Consider the following 17603-nt stretch of genomic DNA (forward strand, 5'->3'; position numbering starts at 1 on the left):
GTTGCATTGCACAATTACATTGTCGCAATGCGAGGGATTCGAACGGGAGGACAGGAAAGGAAGGCTGCGATGCGCGAACTTCAACGTCCCGTTCATTCGGGTTTCGAGACACTTAGGCTCCGTCGGGCGACGGAAGCGAGGCTGGGGCGTCTGCGTCGCCAGTGCTTTCCGGCCAACGAGCAGATGACCGCTCTGGCGCTGGAATTGGCGCGACGGCCCTGCCGGCTGTTCGATCAGGGCTTTTCGCGGTAAGAACCCGTCCGTAACAAAAAATCAGTTGCGGAAAGCGCGCCCGGGAGTGGACGCTCTTGCAAAAAATCTCGCTTCGGCGTTTAACGTGCCGTGCGACGTTCAGATGAGTTGCTTCGATTAGGAACTGTTTAACGAACTTGTTGCAAAACGGAACGCAGACTGCGGCGAGCCATGCGGGGATTGGACGAGTAATGTTCGTCTGACGACAGGTCTGCTGGTTCCGCAGGCGCGGAGAAGGCGGCATGAACGGCTGCCGGAGGGAATTTGAGTGAAATGCGTCAGACTCTAAAGTATTCCTCGAATATGGAGTTGTTCGCGCGGGTGTCGATTCTGACGCTGGTTGCGGCTTCCATCTCCATTACCTCGGGCTGTTCCGCCGTGCCCAGCAACGGTCCGCTCGCGATCGAGGTCAACAATTCCGGCGCGCCCGGCGCATCCTATTCGATTCCCAAGACCAGCATCGTATTCGACATCGTCAGCGTCGATCAGCGGGTCGCCAATTCCGTCACGACGCTCGGCACGCCATCTCTCGTGCGAACTTTCGGGGTCGGCGGAACGAACGGGCAGCCGGTGATCGGCGTGGGCGACGAATTGCAGGTCACGATTTTCGAAGCGGGCGCGGACGGGCTGTTCTCGACATCCGAGCGCAAGCAGACGACGATTCCGGTCATTGTCCAGCCGGACGGCAACGGCCAGATCCCCTATGCGGGCGCCGTGCGTTTCGCCGGCAAGACTCTCGATGGCGCGCGCGAAGAAATCGCCGCCGCGCTCAAGGCCAAGGCGGTCGAGCCCGACGTGATCGTCGGCATGAGCAAGAACACATCCCGCACGGCGTCGGTGCAGGGGGCTGTCAACCAGCCGAACATCATTCAGATCGGGCTTTCGCCACTGCCGCTGACCAGCGCCATCGCCATGGCGGGCGGCGCCTCAAAGCCGTCTTATGACACTTACGTGACCGTGACGCGCGGACGGAAGTCCGGCACGGTGTTGTTGCAGAGCATCATCGACAATCCGAGGGACGACATCAACGTCAGCCCGCGCGACAAGATCTTCCTGACCTATGATCCGCAGAGCTTTACGGTTCTGGGATCGACGGAGAAGACCGGCAAGATCTCGTTCCAGGCGAGTTCGATCAGCCTCGTGGAAGCGACCGCCATGGCGGGCGGCGCGAAGCTGACGATCGCGGATCCTGCCGGCTATTTCATCTTCCGGTATGAAAACGAGGCGGTGTATCGCGAAGTCGTCGGGGAAAGCCGCTTCCGGCAATTGCTGTCGAAGGGCATGATGGCGAACAAGGATGGTCGCTACCCGATCGTCTATCGGATCGACATGAACGATCCGCAGAGTTACATCGTCACCCAGTCCTTCCCGGTCCGCAACAAGGACGTCCTCTATCTCTCGAGGCATCCGGCGACGGACTTCGCCGTGTTCATGCGCCTGATCGGCGGACCGGTGTCTGTGGCGCGTAATGTGCAGAGGCTGTAAAAGGGTTTCGCCGCGTCTCCACGTCGTCGAACTCCAAGGGTCATGATGGCCGAAAACGGTGAGCCGTTCTATGCGGTGACATCTGCTGGTTTGTGGAAGCAGCGACGCGACATCGAAACGCTGTTGCGTTGTCGCGTGGCTCCATGGCCGAGCGCATCGATCGGCAGACAAGTCGACGGCTATGTCGGTTGGGGACGAAGGCCCTCGGGAATGCGCGCTTCGGCGCTCGGCGCACGGGCTGGGAAGCCCGTCATCACCCTCGAAGATGGCTTCCTCAAGAGTTATGCGCCCGGGAATGCGGAGCCGGCGCATTCTTTCGTTGTCGACCGATCGGGGATTTATTTCGAGCCGCTCGAAATCAACGACCTCTCCAGACTTCTCGAGCGTTCCGATGCGACCTCGATCGATCATGATCGGGCGCGGCGAGCGATGGACTTCATTCGCGGCAACCGGCTGTCGAAATACAACAACGCGCCGATCAAAGGATTGAGCGAAACCGGGCTAAAGGGCGCCTATGTGCTCCTAATCGATCAGGTCCCGGGCGACGCCTCGATCCGGGGGGCGGGGGCGAAGGACGCCGCCTTCGGCGCAATGCTGCGGCACGCTCTCGATCATTACCCCCGCCACCGCATCGCGGTCAGAACCCATCCCGCGGCCGGCGACCGGAGCCTCATCCTGACTGCGGCGCGGGCCTTGGGCGTCGAAGTCGTCGCGACGCCACGCATGAACCCGTGGCCGTTGATCGAGAACGCCGACGCGGTTTATACGATTTCCAGCCACCTCGGCTTCGAGGCTTTGATGGCCGGGTCCAAGGTGCACTGCTTCGGGACGACATTCTACTCCCATTGCGGATTGACCGAAGATCATGCCGCGTCTGGCCTCGCCCGGGGCAGGCGCTCGCTCGAACAGCTGTTTCACGCCGCTTATATCGACTACTCCCATTATCTGGATCTACACGACCGGAAGCCGGTGGACATCGAAACGGCGCTCGACCAGCTTCTCGTCGTGCGCGACCAGCGCTCGAGGATCGAAAAGCGCGTCTATACGGGCGGCCTTTCGCCTTGGAAGCGCAAGGCGATGACGCCGTTCCTCATCGGGCCGGAAGGGCCTCCGGTTCACTGCCGTTCGCTCGCCGCCGCCGAAGATCAGGCCCTGATATCGGGCGGCCAGGTTGCGCTGTGGGGAGTGGCCAAACCGATGCCTGCCCGGGCGCCGGCTATCCGCTTCGAGGACGGTTTCATCCGTTCGCGCGGGCTCGGCGTCAATCTTTCGCTGCCGTGCTCGCTCGCTATGGATGGCGAGCATGTCTATTTCGACGCGCGTGGCGAAAGCGTGCTGGAACATATCCTGGCCACGCATCCGTTCCCGGACGAGTTGCTGGCCCGGTCGCGGGCGCTGATCGATCTCGTTGTAACGCGCGGGGTCTCCAAATATAATTTGAAGACCCTGTTCGAAGCGCCGGTCACGCAGCAGGGGCGATTGAAGATCCTCGCTCCGGGACAGGTGGAGAAGGACGCTTCGATCCGGTACGGCTCGCCCGACGTCAAGACCAATCACGAACTGGTCGCCCGCATCAGAAAGCTCTATCCCGACGCATTCATCGCATACAAGGAGCATCCCGACGTCACGGCGGGTCTTCGCTCCGGCGGGATACGGCCGGTCGACGCCGACCTGATCGTGACGCAGGGCGACATCAAACACTGGATCGCCTGGGCCGACCGGATCGAGACGATGACTTCGCTCGCCGGTTTCGAAGCGCTGATCCGAGACAAGCCGGTCGGCGTGCATGGCATGCCCTTTTATGCCGGCTGGGGATTGACTGATGATCGCTTCCCCGTGTCGCGCCGGGGCCGGCCGCTCACCGTCGACAAACTCGCCGCCGCGACACTGATTCTCTATCCGCTCTATGTTCACCCTTTGAGCGGCATGCCCTGCACGCCGGAGGCCTTGGTGGAGGAAATCGCGCTCAACAGAAGCATGCCGACGTCGGCCTGGACGCGGTTCAAAGCTTGGCTCGCGCAATCAATAAATCGAACGGCCGTAAGGATTCGTGATAGCGGGGCTTAGGCCGCGACGATGTCTCGGCCGCCGCTTTTTAGAATTGGATGCAACCGCAGATCCGGCTCTCAAATTTGTGACCGTAAAAATATAGCGGAATCAAATCGCTATCGGTCGATCTCGTCGCCGGGTCTCCAAAGCGAGCGGATGTTCGCGCCGGCCGCGCCGGACGGGGCGCTGCACGGAAATGTGACACCATGGGATCGAGGTGTGAGCAAAAAGGTAAGGCGTGGTTGAAATGACGCAAGGTTCGTGTAAACAGGGTCCAGCAGTTCCCTCAGTGGATTTTTAAAGACACTTCGATATGACGCTGCCCTTGGACAACATGAAAAAGCAAGCGGTTGGATCACACAAGGGCTCTCGGGCCAAGACGCAGAACATCATCGGCCTGCCTTTCATCGGGCGGCAGCCGCGGAAGTTTCCGAATAAACATTGCGCGCGCGTTATTTTCCTTCAGGGCCCCGTAGGCGCTTTCTTTCGCCGCGCTCAGGACTATCTCAACGCATCGGGTTTCGAGGCCTGGCGAGTCTGTTTCAATGCAGGCGACCGTCTGTATTCTCCTGGCGAACGCGTCCTGAACTTTTCCGGCTCTCCGGAAACCTGGCGTTCCTGGTTCTCGGAAATCCTGCATGAAAACGGTTTCGACGCCGTCGTGATGTTCGGCGCGGAGCGTCTCATCCATCGCATCGCAGCCGAATGCGCCGAGGCGGAAGGCATACCGGTCCTCTGCTTGGAAGAGGGTTATGTGCGGCCGGGTTACGTGACGATGGAATTCGGCGGCAACAACTGGCGCTCGCCTATCGCGGGAAAGCTGCCTCCGGCCGAGTTTGAGGGAACCCGCCAGAGCGGACCCAAGGCCGTGCCGTCGGCGGGTTCGTTCAGCAGCATGGCCTGGAGCGCCTTTCAGTATTTCACCATCCGCGCGTTGATCTCGACGCCCGGCGAGCGCAAGCTGTTTCACAAGCACAAGCGCACCCTGGTGTCGGAGGGCTTTTACTGGTTCAAGAACTATTACCGGAAATTTGCGCATGTCGGCCGGAATTACCGGATTTCCGAGCGGCTGCTCGAGCATCACGACAAGCGCTTCTTTCTCGTGCCGCTGCAGGTCCATGACGACATGCAGCTGGGCCGAGCCGCCAATGCCTGGAACAACCAGAAACTCATCCTGAAGACGATCGTCTCCTTCGCCCGCAACGCGCCGGGCGATCACCATCTGGTGTTCAAGATCCATCCGATGGAGCGTGGTCATACGCGTGACTGGAATTTCATCCGGCAGGTCAGCGCGCTCAACAATGTCAAGGATCGGGTGCACGTGCTCGACGGCGGATCGTTGAGCCTGCTCACGCGCCATTCTGCCGGCATGATCACCATCAATTCCACCTCCGGCCTGTCTGCGATCCATCACGGCGTTCCTCTGGCCGTTATGGGACAGGCGATCTATCGCCACCCCGATCTGGTCTTCTGCGTTCAGCGCGGCAAGGATCTCGACCGGTTCTGGTCCGAGGGCTTCGTGGCTCCGGCCGATATGCGCGAACGTTATCTCGGCTGGATGCAGCACGAATGCCTGGTGGGCGGTGATTTCTACGCCAAAGAGGGGATTGAGGCCGCTATCACCAGTCTGCGCGTGAGACTGGAGAGCGCATTGGTCAACCGCAAGTCGGGCAAGGTCGTGGCCGCCAATTTCGGAGCCGCGCGCGAGGGCTGACCGCTGGCGGACCCTGACGGGCGACGTTATGTTCGAGAATTTCCGGAATGAAAAAAGCCGCCCGTTGAGGCGGCTTTTTCAATGCGGTCTTTGCAAACTTCAGGGATTTCTGCCCCAGGCGATGAAATGGCCGTTCGCAAAGTCGCTGTCGAAGGCCTGCTTCGTCTTGCCATAACGGAAAGGCGCGCCGTCAATATCGACGGTCATGCCGCCGGCCGCGCGCAACACGGCGTCGCCCGCCGCGGTATCCCATTCCATCGTCCGGCCGAAACGCGGATAGACATCGGCTTCGCCTTCGGCGACCAGGCAGAACTTGAGCGACGAGCCCACGGATTTCGTGGAGGCCACTCCTTTTTCCGCCAGGAAAGCCTCGGTCTCGGGCGAATTGTGCGATCGGCTCGCCACCGCCGTCAAGTCGCCGGACGGAGCGCGGCAAGCGATCGTTGTCCGTCCCGCGACCGTCAGATCCTCGGTGATGTCCAGTTTGCTCGCCTGCGCCTGCGCCCCCGTATAAGCGACCCGCTTGGCGGGCGCGTAGACGATGCCCACGGTCGGCGCGCCATTCTCGATCAACGCGATATTGACGGTGAAATCGTCGCGTCGATTGATGAACTCCTTCGTGCCGTCCAAGGGGTCGACGAGAAAGAAGCTCCGCCCCTCGACATCCGGGATGCGGCCGGCCGCCGCGGCTTCTTCCGCGACCACGGGGATCTCCGGAAAGGCTGCAGCCAGGCCGGAGAGGATGATGGCTTCGGCGCGTTCGTCCGCTTCCGTCACCGGCGAACAGTCGTTTTTATAGGCGACGTTCGGACCGGCCTGGTAAACCTCCAGGATCGCACGACCCGCATCCAGAGCAATTTTTTCAAGGATGTCCAGCATGGTTCACCGCTTGTTGAGGAAGGCTTCGATCTGGATCGCCAGCTCGGCCGGTTCGTGGCCCAGCGTATGCAGATGCAGTTCGGGACTGGTCGGCGCTTCGTAACCCGAGGTGATGCCCGTGAAATTGGCGATTTCGCCGGACTGCGCCTTCTTGTAGAGACCCTTCGGATCACGGCGCATGCATTCTTCGAGCGGCGTGTCGACGAAGACTTCGATGAACTCTCCCGGCGCGAACAGGTCGCGCGCCATCTGCCGCTCCGAACGGAACGGCGAAATGAAGGACACGATCACCATCAAGCCGGCTTCGGTCATCAGCTTGGCGACTTCGGCGACACGGCGGATATTCTCGACCCGATCGTCGTCGGTGAAGCCGAGGTCGCGGTTGAGGCCATGGCGGATATTGTCGCCGTCGAGCATGAAAGTGTGCTTGCCCTGGGCGTGCAGCAGCTTTTCCAACGTATTGGCGATGGTCGACTTGCCCGAGCCCGAATAGCCGGTGAACCAGATGGCCGCCGGCTTCTGGTTCTTGATCTCGGCGCGCGCTTCCTTGTTGACGTCGGTCGCCTGCCAATGAACGTTCGAAGCGCGACGCAGCGCATGATCGATCATGCCGGCGCCCACGGTCGCATTGGTGAAGCGGTCAATGAGGACGAAATTGCCGGTGACGCGGTTGGTTTTATAGGGGTCGAAGGCGATCGGCGATTGCGTCGAGATGTTGCACTCGCCCACCTCGTTCATGTTGAGGTGCTTTGCCGCTTCATGGGCGAAGGTGTTGATGTTCACCTGATGCTTCAGCGTGGTGATCGTCGCGCTGACGCTGTCGACTTCCGTGCGCAGGATATAGCTGCGGCCCGGGATCATCGGCTGGGCGTCGAACCAGATGATATGCGCCTGGAACTGATCGGCCACATGCGGACGATTGGTGGGGTCCACCAGCATGTCGCCGCGCGAAATGTCGATCTGGTCTGCGAGCACGATCGTCACCGCCTGGCCCTCGACGGCGCTGTCGAGATTGCCGTCCTGGGTGACGATTTCCTTGATGACCGATTCCTGGCCGGATTTTGCGACGGTGACCTTGTCGCCGGGCGCGACGCGGCCCGAAGCGACCTGACCCGCGAAGCCGCGGAAATCGAGGTTGGGGCGCACCACGTGCTGGACGGGGAAGCGGAAGGGCTTGTCGACGCCGTCGTTTTCGATAGCGACGGATTCGAGATGTTCGAGCAGGGCAGGGCCCTGATACCACGGCATCTTCGCCGATTTGACCGTCACGTTGTCGCCGTAGCGGGCCGACATCGGAATGGGCTGGATCGACTTGAAGCCGAGATTGGCGGCGAACGACATGTAATCCGCAACGATCTTGTCGAAGACCTCCTGGGAATGATCCATCAGGTCGATCTTGTTGACGGCGAGCACGATGTTGCGGATGCCGAGCAGCGAGGCGATGAAGGAATGCCGACGCGTCTGGCGCAGGATGCCCTGGCGCGAATCCACCAGCACGATAGCGAGATCGGCGGTCGAGGCGCCGGTCGCCATATTGCGGGTGTATTGTTCGTGGCCGGGCGTGTCGGCGACGATGAACTTGCGCTTGTCGGTGGCGAAGAAGCGGTAGGCGACGTCGATGGTGATGCCCTGTTCGCGTTCGGCTTCGAGGCCGTCCACGAGCAGCGCGAAATCGATATTGTCGCCGTCGGTGCCGTGCTTGGCGCTGTCGCGCTCCAGCGTGGCGAGCTGGTCTTCGAAGATCAGCTTGGTGTCGTAGAGCAGGCGACCGATCAGCGTGGACTTGCCGTCGTCCACCGAACCGCAGGTCAGAAAGCGCAGCAGGGACTTCTTTTCCTGCTCGCGCAGATATTCGATCATGTCGCCGGAAACGTCGGCCGGGTTCACAACAGTCATCAGAAATAACCCTCGCGCTTCTTCTTTTCCATCGAGCCAGCTTCATCCTTGTCGATCAGGCGACCCTGACGTTCCGAGGTGCGCGCCGTCAGCATTTCGCGGACGATGTCTTGCAGATTGGCGGCGTCGGAGTCGATCGCGCCGGTCAGCGGATAGCAGCCAAGCGTCCGGAAGCGCACGAGGCGGTCTTCCACCACGTCGTCGGGGCCGATCGGCATGCGCTCGTCGTCGACCATGATCAGCATGCCGTCGCGCTCCACCACGGGGCGCTTGGCCGCATAGTAGAGCGGCACGATCGGAATGTTTTCCTTCATGATATATTGCCAGATGTCGAGCTCGGTCCAGTTCGACAGCGGGAAGACGCGGATGGATTCGCCGGCGCCGACGCGGGTATTGTAGGTTTTCCACATCTCCGGGCGCTGGTTTTTGGGATCCCAGGTGTGCTGCGCGTTGCGGAAGGAGAAGATTCGCTCCTTGGCGCGGGACTTTTCCTCGTCGCGGCGGGCGCCGCCGAAGGCTGCGTCGAAGCCGTATTTATCCAGCGCCTGGCGCAGCGCGACGGTCTTCATGATGTGGGTATGGGTGTTGGAGCCGTGGGTGAAGGGGCCGACGCCCTGCTCCACGCCGTCCTGATTGATATGCACCAGGAGGTCGATGCCGAGATCCTTGGCCATCTTGTCGCGGAACGCCGTCATCTCCTTGAATTTCCACGTTGTGTCGACATGGAGGAAGGGGAAGGGGGGCTTGGCGGGATAGAAGGCCTTCATCGCCAGATGCAGCATCACCGATGAATCCTTGCCGATCGAATACAGCATCACCGGATTGGAAAAGGTGGCCGCCACCTCACGGAAGATATGGATGGATTCAGCTTCGAGACGCTGAAGGTGGGTGAGTGACATGCGCTTGGTCGCTCCGCTCTTGGTCTTTTGAGTTTGAGAGCGTTTATTGACTTTGGAAGGTCAAGGCAACCTTTAATAAACAGCTTACTTTCGCCGAACCGGCTATGTCGGCGGTTTTGTGCAAACCGGCAACGCCGCCGACGCAGCGGGCCGTCGTCTCTCTTCCGCGGGGAAGGTTCCCACCGACGACAGCGACTTGTCTCAAAACGCCGCGATTATGTCCGTCCCGGTATAGAGTTTTTCGCTGCGACGCGGCATTGTAGATCCATCACGGCGCCGACGATACGCGCCCGCATCCAGGACGGATTTGCATGCGATTTTCTGCTTTATCGATCTTTCGCGAAGCCTTGAAGAAGAATACGGGCTGGGCGCCGGTCTGGCGTCAGCCCGAGCCGAAGCGTCATTACGATGTCATCATCGTCGGCGGCGGCGGGCATGGGCTCGCCACCGCCTTCTACCTCGCCAAGGAATTCGGCGTCACCAATGTGGCGGTGCTGGAGAAGTCGTGGCTCGGCTCGGGAAATATCGGCCGCAACACCACGATCATCCGTTCCAACTACATGTTGCCCGGCAACGAGCCCTTCTATGAGCTGTCCATGAAGCTCTGGGAAAACATGGAGCAGGATTTCAACTACAACGCCATGGTGTCGCAGCGCGGCGTGCTCAATCTCTACCACACCGACGGCCAGCGCGACGCCTATGCGCGGCGCGGCAACGCCATGCATCTCGAAGGGGCCGGCGGCGAATTGCTCGATCGCGAACAGGTGAAGCAATTCGCGCCCTATCTCAATTTCGACCATCATCGCTTCCCGATCCTCGGCGGCCTGTTGCAGCGCCGCGGCGGCACGGCGCGCCACGACGCCGTCGCCTGGGGCTATGCGCGCGGCGCCGACATGCGCGGCGTCGACCTGATCCAGAATTGCGAGGTGACGGGCGTCACCCGAGAAAACGGCATGATTACCGGCGTCGAAACCAGCCGCGGCTTCATCGGCTGCAACAAACTGGCGCTCGCCACCGCCGGCCATTCCACCGTCACCGCTTCCATGGCGGGCTTGCGCCTGCCGATCGAAAGCCATGTGCTGCAGGCCTTCGTCAGCGAAGGGCTCAAGCCGGTGGTCGACAGCGTCATCACCTTTGGCATGGGACACTTCTATGTGTCGCAGTCCGACAAAGGCGGGCTGGTGTTCGGCGGCGATATCGACGGCTTCAATTCCTACGCCCGTCGCGGCGGCCTCGCCATGATCGAGCATGTGTTCGAGATCGGCGTGTCGATGATCCCGGGCCTGTCGCGGTCCAAGGTGCTGCGCACCTGGGGCGGGGTCATGGATATGAGCATGGATGGCTCGCCGATCATCGACAAGACGCCGGTCCCCAATCTCTATCTCAACACCGGCTGGAATTACGGGGGCTTCAAGGCCACGCCCGCCTCGGGCTTCACCTTCGCCCATCTCATCGCCAAGAACGAACCGCATGCTGTGACGCGCGAAATGCGCCTCGACCGCTTCGAGCGCGGCTATCACATCGACGAGGGCGGCAAAGGCCCTCAACCGAACCTGCATTAAGAGCGCATCTCCATGGCAAGCCTCATCACCTGCCCGCATTGCGGGGTCCGACCCAAGGAAGAATTCACCATCAAGGGCGACGCCGCCCCGGTTCGCCCGGCGGCCAGCGCGTCCGACAAGGAATGGCATGACTATGTCTATCTGCGCGACAATCCGATGGGCCGTTATCGCGAACTCTGGCATCACCTCAACGGCTGCCGGCGTTTCCTCGTCGTGGAGCGCGACACGGTGAGCCACGAGGTCTATTCGGTTCAGGACGCCGCCGCGTTTCGCCAGGGAGGCTCCGAATGACCGCTTATCGTCTTTCCACCGGCGGTGTCGTCGATCGCGCCAAATCCGTCGGCTTTCGCTTCGACGGCGTGGCCTATAAGGGCTTCGAAGGCGACACGCTGGCCTCGGCGCTGATGGCGAACGACCAGCTGCTGCTCGGCCGCAGTTTCAAATATCATCGCCCCCGCGGCGTTGTGACGGCGGGCGTCTCCGAACCCAATGCGCTGGTGACCATCGGCGAGGGCGGGCGGATGGAGCCCAATGTCCGCGCCACCGTCGCCGAATTGTATGAGGGACTGTCCGCCGTCAGCCAGAACCGCTGGCCGTCGCTGAAATTCGACATCGGCAGCGTCAATTCGCTGCTGTCGCCCTTTCTGTCGGCGGGTTTCTATTACAAGACCTTCATGTGGCCCAAGAGCTTTTGGGAAAAGATCTACGAGCCCTTCATCCGCAAGGCCGCCGGCCTCGGCAAATTGTCGATCGGCGAGCGCGACCCGGACAATTACGAGAAGAGCTGGGCCTTCTGCGATCTGCTGGTGATCGGCGCAGGTCCGACCGGGCTGATGGCGGCGTTGGCCGCGGGTCGCGCCGGGCTGAAAGTCTTGATCGCCGACGAAAGCGCCCGTCTCGGCGGCTCGCTGCTCGCCTCGCGCACGTCCATCGGCGGCGAAGGCGCCGCCGACTATGCGCAGACGGTGATCACCGAGCTGGCGAGCATGCCGAATGTGACGGTGCTGCCGCGCGCCACCGTGTTCGGCTGGTTCGACGACATGGTGTTCGGCGCGGTCGAGCGTGTGCAGAAGCATGTCGCCCAGCCGCATGCCGACCGCGCCGTCGAACGCGTCTGGCGTATCGCCGCCAAGCGGGCGGTGCTCGCCTCGGGCGCGGAAGAGCGCCCGCTGGTGTTCGGCGGCAACGACCTGCCGGGGGTGATGACCGCGTCGGCGATGCGCACTTACGCCAATCGTTACGGCGTGGCGGCCGGCCGCAAGGTCGCGGTCTTCGCCAATGGCGCCTCGGGTTATGAAACCGCGCGCGATCTGGCCGCCAGGGGCGTCGAGATCGCGGCGATCATCGACAGCCGCGTCGGCGCTTCCGATGTCGCGCCGCAGGGAGCCCGCGTCGTCGCCGGCGCCCAGGTGGTCGACACGTCAGGCAAGCTGCGGATCAAGAGCGCGACCATCGAACGCTCCGGTTATATGGAAACCATCGCCTGCGACGCGCTGGCCATGTCCGGCGGCTGGAGCCCGATCATTCATCTGATGTGCCATCGCGGCCAGCGACCGGTCTGGTCGGAAGAGAAGGCGGCCTTCCTCGCGCCGTCGCTTGCGGAACCCTTCTTCGCCGCCGGTGGCGCCTCGGGTCTCGAAGGACTCGGCGCCTGCCTCGCCGATGGCTGGAAGGCCGGCGCGGAAGCTGCATCCTCCCTCGGTCTGTCGGCGCCGGCCTATGTCCGGCCCGATATCGAAGGCGAGGCGGGAGAAGGCTTCACGCCGCTCTGGTATGTCGCCGGGTCCAAGTCCAAGGCCTTCGTCGATTTCCAGAACGACGTGCATGTCGCCGATCTCGGCCTGGCGTTGCGCGAAGGTTATGGGCATGTCGAACACGCCAAGCGCTATACGACCAACGGCATGGCGACCGACCAGGGCAAGCTGTCGGGCGTCAACGCCGCCGCCATCCTCGCCGGCATGCAGGGCGTGACCCCCGCCCAGACCGGCACCACGACCTTCCGGCCGTTCTATACGCCCGTGACTTTCGGCGCGCTGGCGGGCGCGGCGCGTTTCGAGCATGCGCAGCCGATCCGCGTCTCTCCCCTGCATGGCTGGGCCAAGAAGAACGGGGCCAAGATGGTCGAGGCCGGCCTCTGGTATCGCTCCTCCTGGTTCCCGCGCGACGGTGAAACGAGTTGGCGGCAGAGCTGTGACCGCGAGGTGATCACGGTGCGCGAGAAAGCCGGCGTCTGTGACGTCTCCACGCTCGGCAAGATCGAAGTGATGGGTCCCGATGCGGCGGAATTCCTCAACCGCATCTATTCCAACGCCATGCTGAAATTGCCGGTCGGCAAGGCGCGCTACGGCATCATGCTCCGCGAAGACGGCATGGTCTATGACGACGGCACCGTCAGCCGTTTCGGCGAGAACCACTTCTTCATCACCACCACCACCGCTTATGCGGGCGAGGTGCTGACGCATATGGAGTTCTTCCACCAGACCGTCTGGCCGGAACTCGACGTGCGTTTCGTGACGGTCACAGATCAATGGGCGCAGATGTCCGTGGTCGGACCGAAGTCGCGCGAGATCCTGCAGGAACTGATCGTCGACGATCTCTCTGACGCCGCCTTCCCCTTCATGACCGCGCGCGCGGTCAAGATGGTCGACGGCCCCGAGGCGCGGCTCTACCGCATCTCGTTTTCGGGCGAACTCGCCTATGAACTGGGCGTGCCCGCCGGTTACGGCGAAGCGGTCGCCGACGCTGTGATGGCGGTCGGCGCCAATCACGGCATCTGCGCCTATGGCGTCGAAGCGCTCAACGTCATGCGCATCGAGAAAGGCCATGTCACCCATGCCGAACTCGACGGCCGCGTGACGGCTGACGATGTCGGCCTGGGCAAGCTGGTCTCGGCGCAGAAGCCGGATTTCGTCGGCAAGCGCCTGCTCGATCGCTATGGCATGAAGGCGGCGGACCGCCATCAGCTCGTCGGTCTCGTGCCCGTCGATCCCAAGGTCGAGTTCAAGTCCGGCGCGCATATCCTGAAGGTCGGCGCGACGCCGTCGACGGTGGCCGATCAGGGCTGGGTGTCGTCGGTCTGCTATTCGCCGGCGCTCGGCCATATGATCGGTCTGGCTTTCGTCAAATCTGGACGCGAACGGATGGGCGAGAAAGTGGTGGTCTGGGACAAGCTCCGCGGTCAGGAGACCGAAGCGGTGATCAGCTCCACCGTGTTCTTCGATCCCGAAAACAAGAAGCTGCACGCCTGAGGAGGATCCCATGACCTATCAATATCGTCATCCCCTGGCCGACGGCGCCGTGCATGGCATCGAAATGCCGAACGCCAATCATCTGGAACTCGTCGAAGGCTCCGGCATCTTTTCCGTCCTGGCTTTCAAGGGCCAGGCGGACGCGTTGTACGCAGCGCTGAAGGCGCTGCCGGGCGTCAGCCCACGGAAGGTCGGCCCGGGCGAATGGCTGGTCGTGACCCTGGAGAAAGGAAGCGGTCTCGGAGAGATCGCCGGCGCAATGGTGGTCGACCAAAGCCATGGCCGCACGCATTTCCGCCTCAGGGGACCGCATGCGCTGCGCATCCTGATGAAGGGCGTCGGCGTGGATCTGGCCGGCGGCGCATTGCCGGTCGGGGAGTCGGCGATGATGGCGTTCCAGCATCTGACCGTCAATCTGGCCCGCAGCGGCGATGACGCGTTCGAGCTGATCGTGCTGCGCAGTTTCGCCGAAAGTCTCTATCACGACCTGCGCCTCGCGGGCCGGGAATTCTCGCTGTCCTTTGCGGTGGCGGAACGCTGAAACCGGGGCGCGCCCGATCGTCCGAGCCGGCTCCGTGAGGGGCCGGCTCTTTCATTTGGGCCCATCGTTCCCAGCATTCGCCCTCGACGCCGCGCATCGGAGAAAAAGCGTCCAGCCTGTTTGTCTGCAAATGGCGGCCGAACCGACGAAACAACGATCCCGCTGCGCATTTTGGCGCAAACAGACAAATTGTTTTCGCCTGAGCGACAAGAAATGCGATCCTTCGGAAATAGTGTTTTGACTGTGAACTGAAGGCGGTTCCAGGCGCCGGCCGGCGGGCGGCGCATTAACGGAAAGCCTTTTCCAATCAATCGGTTATCTATAGCCGGGAGGGCGTGTCCGCTCTTACCGGGAGCGGAGCTATGCCATGAAGAGCCATGCCAGGGTCGTCGTAATCGGCGGCGGCGTCGTCGGATGTTCGGTCCTCTATCACCTCACGAAATTCGGCTGGACCGACGTCGTTCTGCTCGAGCGGTCGGAACTGACCTCCGGCTCCACCTGGCACGCCGCCGGCGGCATGCACACGATCAATGGCGATCCGAACGTCGCCAAGCTGCAGAAATACACGGTCGAACTCTACAAGGAGATCGAGGAATATTCCGGCCAGGATGTCGGCCTGCACATGACCTCGGGCCTGATGCTGGCCGCCACCAAGGACCGCTTCGACTGGCTGAAGACGATCCAGGCCAAGGGTCGCTACGGCGGGCTGGACACCGAACTCCTGACGCCGCGCGAGGCGATGGAATTCATGCCGCTGATGGATCCCGACCAGTTCGTCGGCGCCCTCTACGACCCGGTCGAAGGCCATCTCGATCCCTATGGCACCACGCATGCCTACGCCAAGTCGGCCAAGAAGAACGGCGCCGAGATCTATCTGCACACCAAGGTCGAGGATCTCGTACAGCGCGAAGACGGTTGCTGGCGGGTGATCACCGACAAGGGCGAGATCATCGCCGAGCATGTCGTCAACGCCGCCGGCCTCTGGGCGCGCGAAGTCGGCCGCATGGTTGGTCTCGAACTGCCCGTGCTCGCCATGGAGCATATGTATCTCATCACCGAGGACATGCCCGAGGTCGCCGAGTTCAACGCCGCCACCGGCAAGGAAATCGTCCATTGCGTCGATTTCGACGGCGAGATCTATATCCGCCAGGAGCGCGGCGGCATGCTGATGGGCACCTATGAGAAGGACTGCCGTCCCTGGTCGCCGATCACCACGCCCTGGAATTTCGGCCACGAACTGCTGGGCGAGGATCTCGACCGCATCACCAGCGAGCTGGAAGTCGGCTTCCGCCACTTCCCGGCCTTCAACAATGCCGGCATCCGCAAGGTCATCAACGGGCCCTTCACATTCTCGCCGGACGCCAATCCGCTGGTCGGCCCGATCCGCGGCCTGAAGAATTTCTGGTCGGCCTGCGCCGTGATGGCGGGCTTCAGCCAGGGCGGCGGCGTCGGCCTCGCGCTCGCCAACTGGATCATGCAGGGCGATCCGGGCTTCGACGTCTTCGCGATGGACGTGTCGCGCTATGGCGACTATTCCACCATGGCCTACACCAACGCCAAGGTGCGCGAAGGCTATTCCCGCCGCTTCTCAATCCGCTTTCCCAATGAGGAGCTGCCGGCCGGCCGGCCCCTGCAGACCACGCCGATCTATGATCGGCTCAAGGGCATGGGCGCGGTGTTCGGCCAGTATTACGGGCTGGAGCAGCCGCTGTGGTTCGCGCCCGAAGGCGTCGAGGACAAGTTCTCCTGGCGCCGCTCGACCGATTTCGAGCATGTCGCCCGCGAGGTGAAGACCGTGCGCGACGGCGTCGGCATGATGGAGACGTCGGGCTTCGCCAAATACAAGATCACCGGCAAGGGCGCGCGCGCCTATCTCGATCGTCTGCTCGCCTGCCGCATCCCGGCGCTCGGCAAGATGACGCTCGCGCCGATGCTCAAGCATGACGGCAAGCTGATCGGCGACTTCACGCTGGCCACGATGGGCGAGGACGATTTCCTGCTGATCGGTTCGGGCGTGGCCGAGAACTATCATATGCGCTGGTTCGAGAGCCATCTGCCTGAAGACGGCTCGGTGCGCTTCGAAGCGATCGGCCTCGGCCTCGCCGGCCTCGCCATCGCCGGGCCCAAGTCGCGCGAGCTCATGTCCAAGCTCACCCATCTCGACATGTCCAAGGACGCCTTTCCCTTCATGGCGATCCGCAAGATGGATATCGGCATGGCCCCGGCGATCGTCGGCCGCGTTTCCTATACCGGCGATCTCGGCTACGAGATCTGGATGAAGCCGGAATATCAGCGCTACATCTTCGAGAAGATCCTCGAGGCGGGGGCCGAATTCGGCATCGGTCTCTTCGGCTTGCGCGCTCTCAATTCGCTTCGGCTGGAAAAGGCCTATGGCAGCTGGTCGCGCGAATATCGTCCGCTCTATGGTCCCTTTGAAGCCGAACTCGGCCGCTTCATCGCGCTCAAGAAGGACGCCGACTTCATCGGCAAGGCCGCGGCCGCAAAGGAGAAGGAAGAGGGCGGCGCGCTGCGTCTGCGCACCTTCATCATCGAGGCCAAGGACGCCGACGTGGTCGGCGACGAACCGATCTGGCACAAGGGCGAGGTCAAGGGCTGGGTGACCTCCGGCGGTTATGCGCATGGCCCTGGCCTGTCGGTGGCGGTCGGTTATGTGCCCAGGGAGATCGCCGAAGACGTCGAGGGATGGCAGATCGAGCTGCTTGGCGACATGCTGCCTGCAAAGCTGCAGTCCACGGCGCTCTTCGATGCCGACGGAGCCGTCATGCGCGGCTGAGGCGCCGTTTTATCCTGAAACGAATTGTCCCGTTTTTCGCCCGGCGCGCTCCATCGCCGGGCGATTCGCATTTGTCGGGGCTTGCGGCGTTTCGGCGCAACCTTGAATTTTGTTAAACTCTGCGCACCTACGTGGTTTTTTATGATCCCGCCCTATGTATGGCGGCGATTGGCCGATATCGGCGCGTCCAATACGGTTGCAATTCGCGCTCAAAAAAACTGCAATATGCATAAATTGTGATCAAATTCCGAATTTGAACGCAGGAGCGTCTGAAAACCGCACTT

11 protein-coding genes and 1 pseudogene are annotated in these 17603 nt (G+C 62.1%); 9 read left to right on the top strand and 3 right to left on the bottom strand.

The features are described from left to right. Positions 1 to 69 precede the first annotated feature (69 nt). The 4 genes from OCK01_RS10625 to OCK01_RS10640 all read left to right on the top strand — a co-directional run bounded on the left by OCK01_RS10625 (position 70) and on the right by OCK01_RS10640 (position 5500). The gene (locus OCK01_RS10625) at positions 70 to 252 is read left to right on the top strand and encodes a hypothetical protein (RefSeq protein WP_182828475.1); all 183 of its coding nucleotides are present in this window, start codon (positions 70 to 72) and stop codon (positions 250 to 252) included. Positions 253 to 525: 273 nt separating this feature from the next. After that, positions 526 to 1737, top strand: a complete 1212-nt coding sequence (locus tag OCK01_RS10630) for a polysaccharide biosynthesis/export family protein (protein WP_263823900.1) — start codon at positions 526 to 528, stop codon at positions 1735 to 1737. Positions 1738 to 1782: 45 nt separating this feature from the next. Then, positions 1783 to 3804, top strand: coding sequence for a capsular polysaccharide biosynthesis protein (locus tag OCK01_RS10635; protein WP_263823901.1), 2022 nt, complete (start codon positions 1783 to 1785; stop codon positions 3802 to 3804). 295 nt (positions 3805 to 4099) lie between these two features. Then, positions 4100 to 5500, top strand: coding sequence for a capsular biosynthesis protein (locus OCK01_RS10640; RefSeq protein WP_263823902.1), 1401 nt, complete (start codon positions 4100 to 4102; stop codon positions 5498 to 5500). A gap of 99 nt (positions 5501 to 5599) precedes the next feature. Here the strand turns inward: OCK01_RS10640 and cysQ are convergent, their stop codons facing one another. The 3 genes and pseudogenes from cysQ to cysD all read right to left on the bottom strand — a co-directional run. Continuing rightward, positions 5600 to 6379, bottom strand: coding sequence for a 3'(2'),5'-bisphosphate nucleotidase CysQ (gene cysQ, locus OCK01_RS10645; protein WP_263823903.1), 780 nt, complete (start codon positions 6377 to 6379; stop codon positions 5600 to 5602). 3 nt (positions 6380 to 6382) lie between these two features. After that, entirely contained in the window at positions 6383 to 8275 is a 1893-nt protein-coding gene (gene cysN, locus OCK01_RS10650; protein WP_263823904.1) for a sulfate adenylyltransferase subunit CysN, read from the bottom strand. Next, a pseudogene (gene cysD, locus OCK01_RS10655) lies at positions 8275 to 9192 on the bottom strand (sulfate adenylyltransferase subunit CysD); the annotation flags it as partial. The gene cysN and the pseudogene cysD, both read right to left, overlap by 1 nt. Positions 9193 to 9485: 293 nt before the next feature. Here cysD and OCK01_RS10660 point away from each other — a divergent pair. The 5 genes from OCK01_RS10660 (at position 9486) to OCK01_RS10680 (ending at position 17319) form a co-directional block, all read left to right on the top strand. Continuing rightward, positions 9486 to 10736 carry a sarcosine oxidase subunit beta family protein gene (locus tag OCK01_RS10660; protein WP_263823905.1) on the top strand — a complete coding sequence of 417 codons (1251 nt, stop codon included), beginning with the start codon at positions 9486 to 9488 and terminating at the stop codon, positions 10734 to 10736. A gap of 12 nt (positions 10737 to 10748) precedes the next feature. After that, the gene (locus tag OCK01_RS10665; RefSeq protein ID WP_263823906.1) at positions 10749 to 11027 is read left to right on the top strand and encodes a sarcosine oxidase subunit delta; all 279 of its coding nucleotides are present in this window, start codon (positions 10749 to 10751) and stop codon (positions 11025 to 11027) included. Further along, on the top strand, positions 11024 to 13984 hold the full coding sequence (locus tag OCK01_RS10670) for a sarcosine oxidase subunit alpha family protein (protein ID WP_263823907.1): 2961 nt from the start codon (positions 11024 to 11026) through the stop codon (positions 13982 to 13984). The genes OCK01_RS10665 and OCK01_RS10670 overlap by 4 nt, the downstream gene beginning before the upstream one ends. Before the next feature lie 10 nt (positions 13985 to 13994). Continuing rightward, complete coding sequence (locus OCK01_RS10675) at positions 13995 to 14525, top strand: sarcosine oxidase subunit gamma (protein ID WP_263823908.1); 531 nt, start codon at positions 13995 to 13997, stop codon at positions 14523 to 14525. A 367-nt stretch (positions 14526 to 14892) separates the two neighbouring features. Beyond that, positions 14893 to 17319: a GcvT family protein gene (locus OCK01_RS10680; protein ID WP_263823909.1), complete on the top strand. Its 2427-nt coding sequence runs from the start codon at positions 14893 to 14895 to the stop codon at positions 17317 to 17319. Positions 17320 to 17603 lie beyond the last annotated feature (284 nt).

The organism is Rhizobium sp. TRM95796 (genome assembly GCF_025779995.1).
Classification (GTDB): domain Bacteria; phylum Pseudomonadota; class Alphaproteobacteria; order Rhizobiales; family Rhizobiaceae; genus Rhizobium_E.

What these genes read in the sequence shown, in the direction of transcription:
- OCK01_RS10625 (WP_182828475.1), top strand. Translation starts at nt 70, where the DNA reads ATGCGCGAACTTCAACGTCCCGTTCATTCGGGTTTCGAGACACTTAGG.
- OCK01_RS10630 (WP_263823900.1), top strand. Translation starts at nt 526, where the DNA reads ATGCGTCAGACTCTAAAGTATTCCTCGAATATGGAGTTGTTCGCGCGG.
- OCK01_RS10635 (WP_263823901.1), top strand. Translation starts at nt 1,783, where the DNA reads ATGGCCGAAAACGGTGAGCCGTTCTATGCGGTGACATCTGCTGGTTTG.
- OCK01_RS10640 (WP_263823902.1), top strand. Translation starts at nt 4,100, where the DNA reads ATGACGCTGCCCTTGGACAACATGAAAAAGCAAGCGGTTGGATCACAC.
- cysQ (WP_263823903.1), bottom strand. Translation starts at nt 6,379, where the DNA reads ATGCTGGACATCCTTGAAAAAATTGCTCTGGATGCGGGTCGTGCGATC.
- cysN (WP_263823904.1), bottom strand. Translation starts at nt 8,275, where the DNA reads ATGACTGTTGTGAACCCGGCCGACGTTTCCGGCGACATGATCGAATAT.
- OCK01_RS10660 (WP_263823905.1), top strand. Translation starts at nt 9,486, where the DNA reads ATGCGATTTTCTGCTTTATCGATCTTTCGCGAAGCCTTGAAGAAGAAT.
- OCK01_RS10665 (WP_263823906.1), top strand. Translation starts at nt 10,749, where the DNA reads ATGGCAAGCCTCATCACCTGCCCGCATTGCGGGGTCCGACCCAAGGAA.
- OCK01_RS10670 (WP_263823907.1), top strand. Translation starts at nt 11,024, where the DNA reads ATGACCGCTTATCGTCTTTCCACCGGCGGTGTCGTCGATCGCGCCAAA.
- OCK01_RS10675 (WP_263823908.1), top strand. Translation starts at nt 13,995, where the DNA reads ATGACCTATCAATATCGTCATCCCCTGGCCGACGGCGCCGTGCATGGC.
- OCK01_RS10680 (WP_263823909.1), top strand. Translation starts at nt 14,893, where the DNA reads ATGAAGAGCCATGCCAGGGTCGTCGTAATCGGCGGCGGCGTCGTCGGA.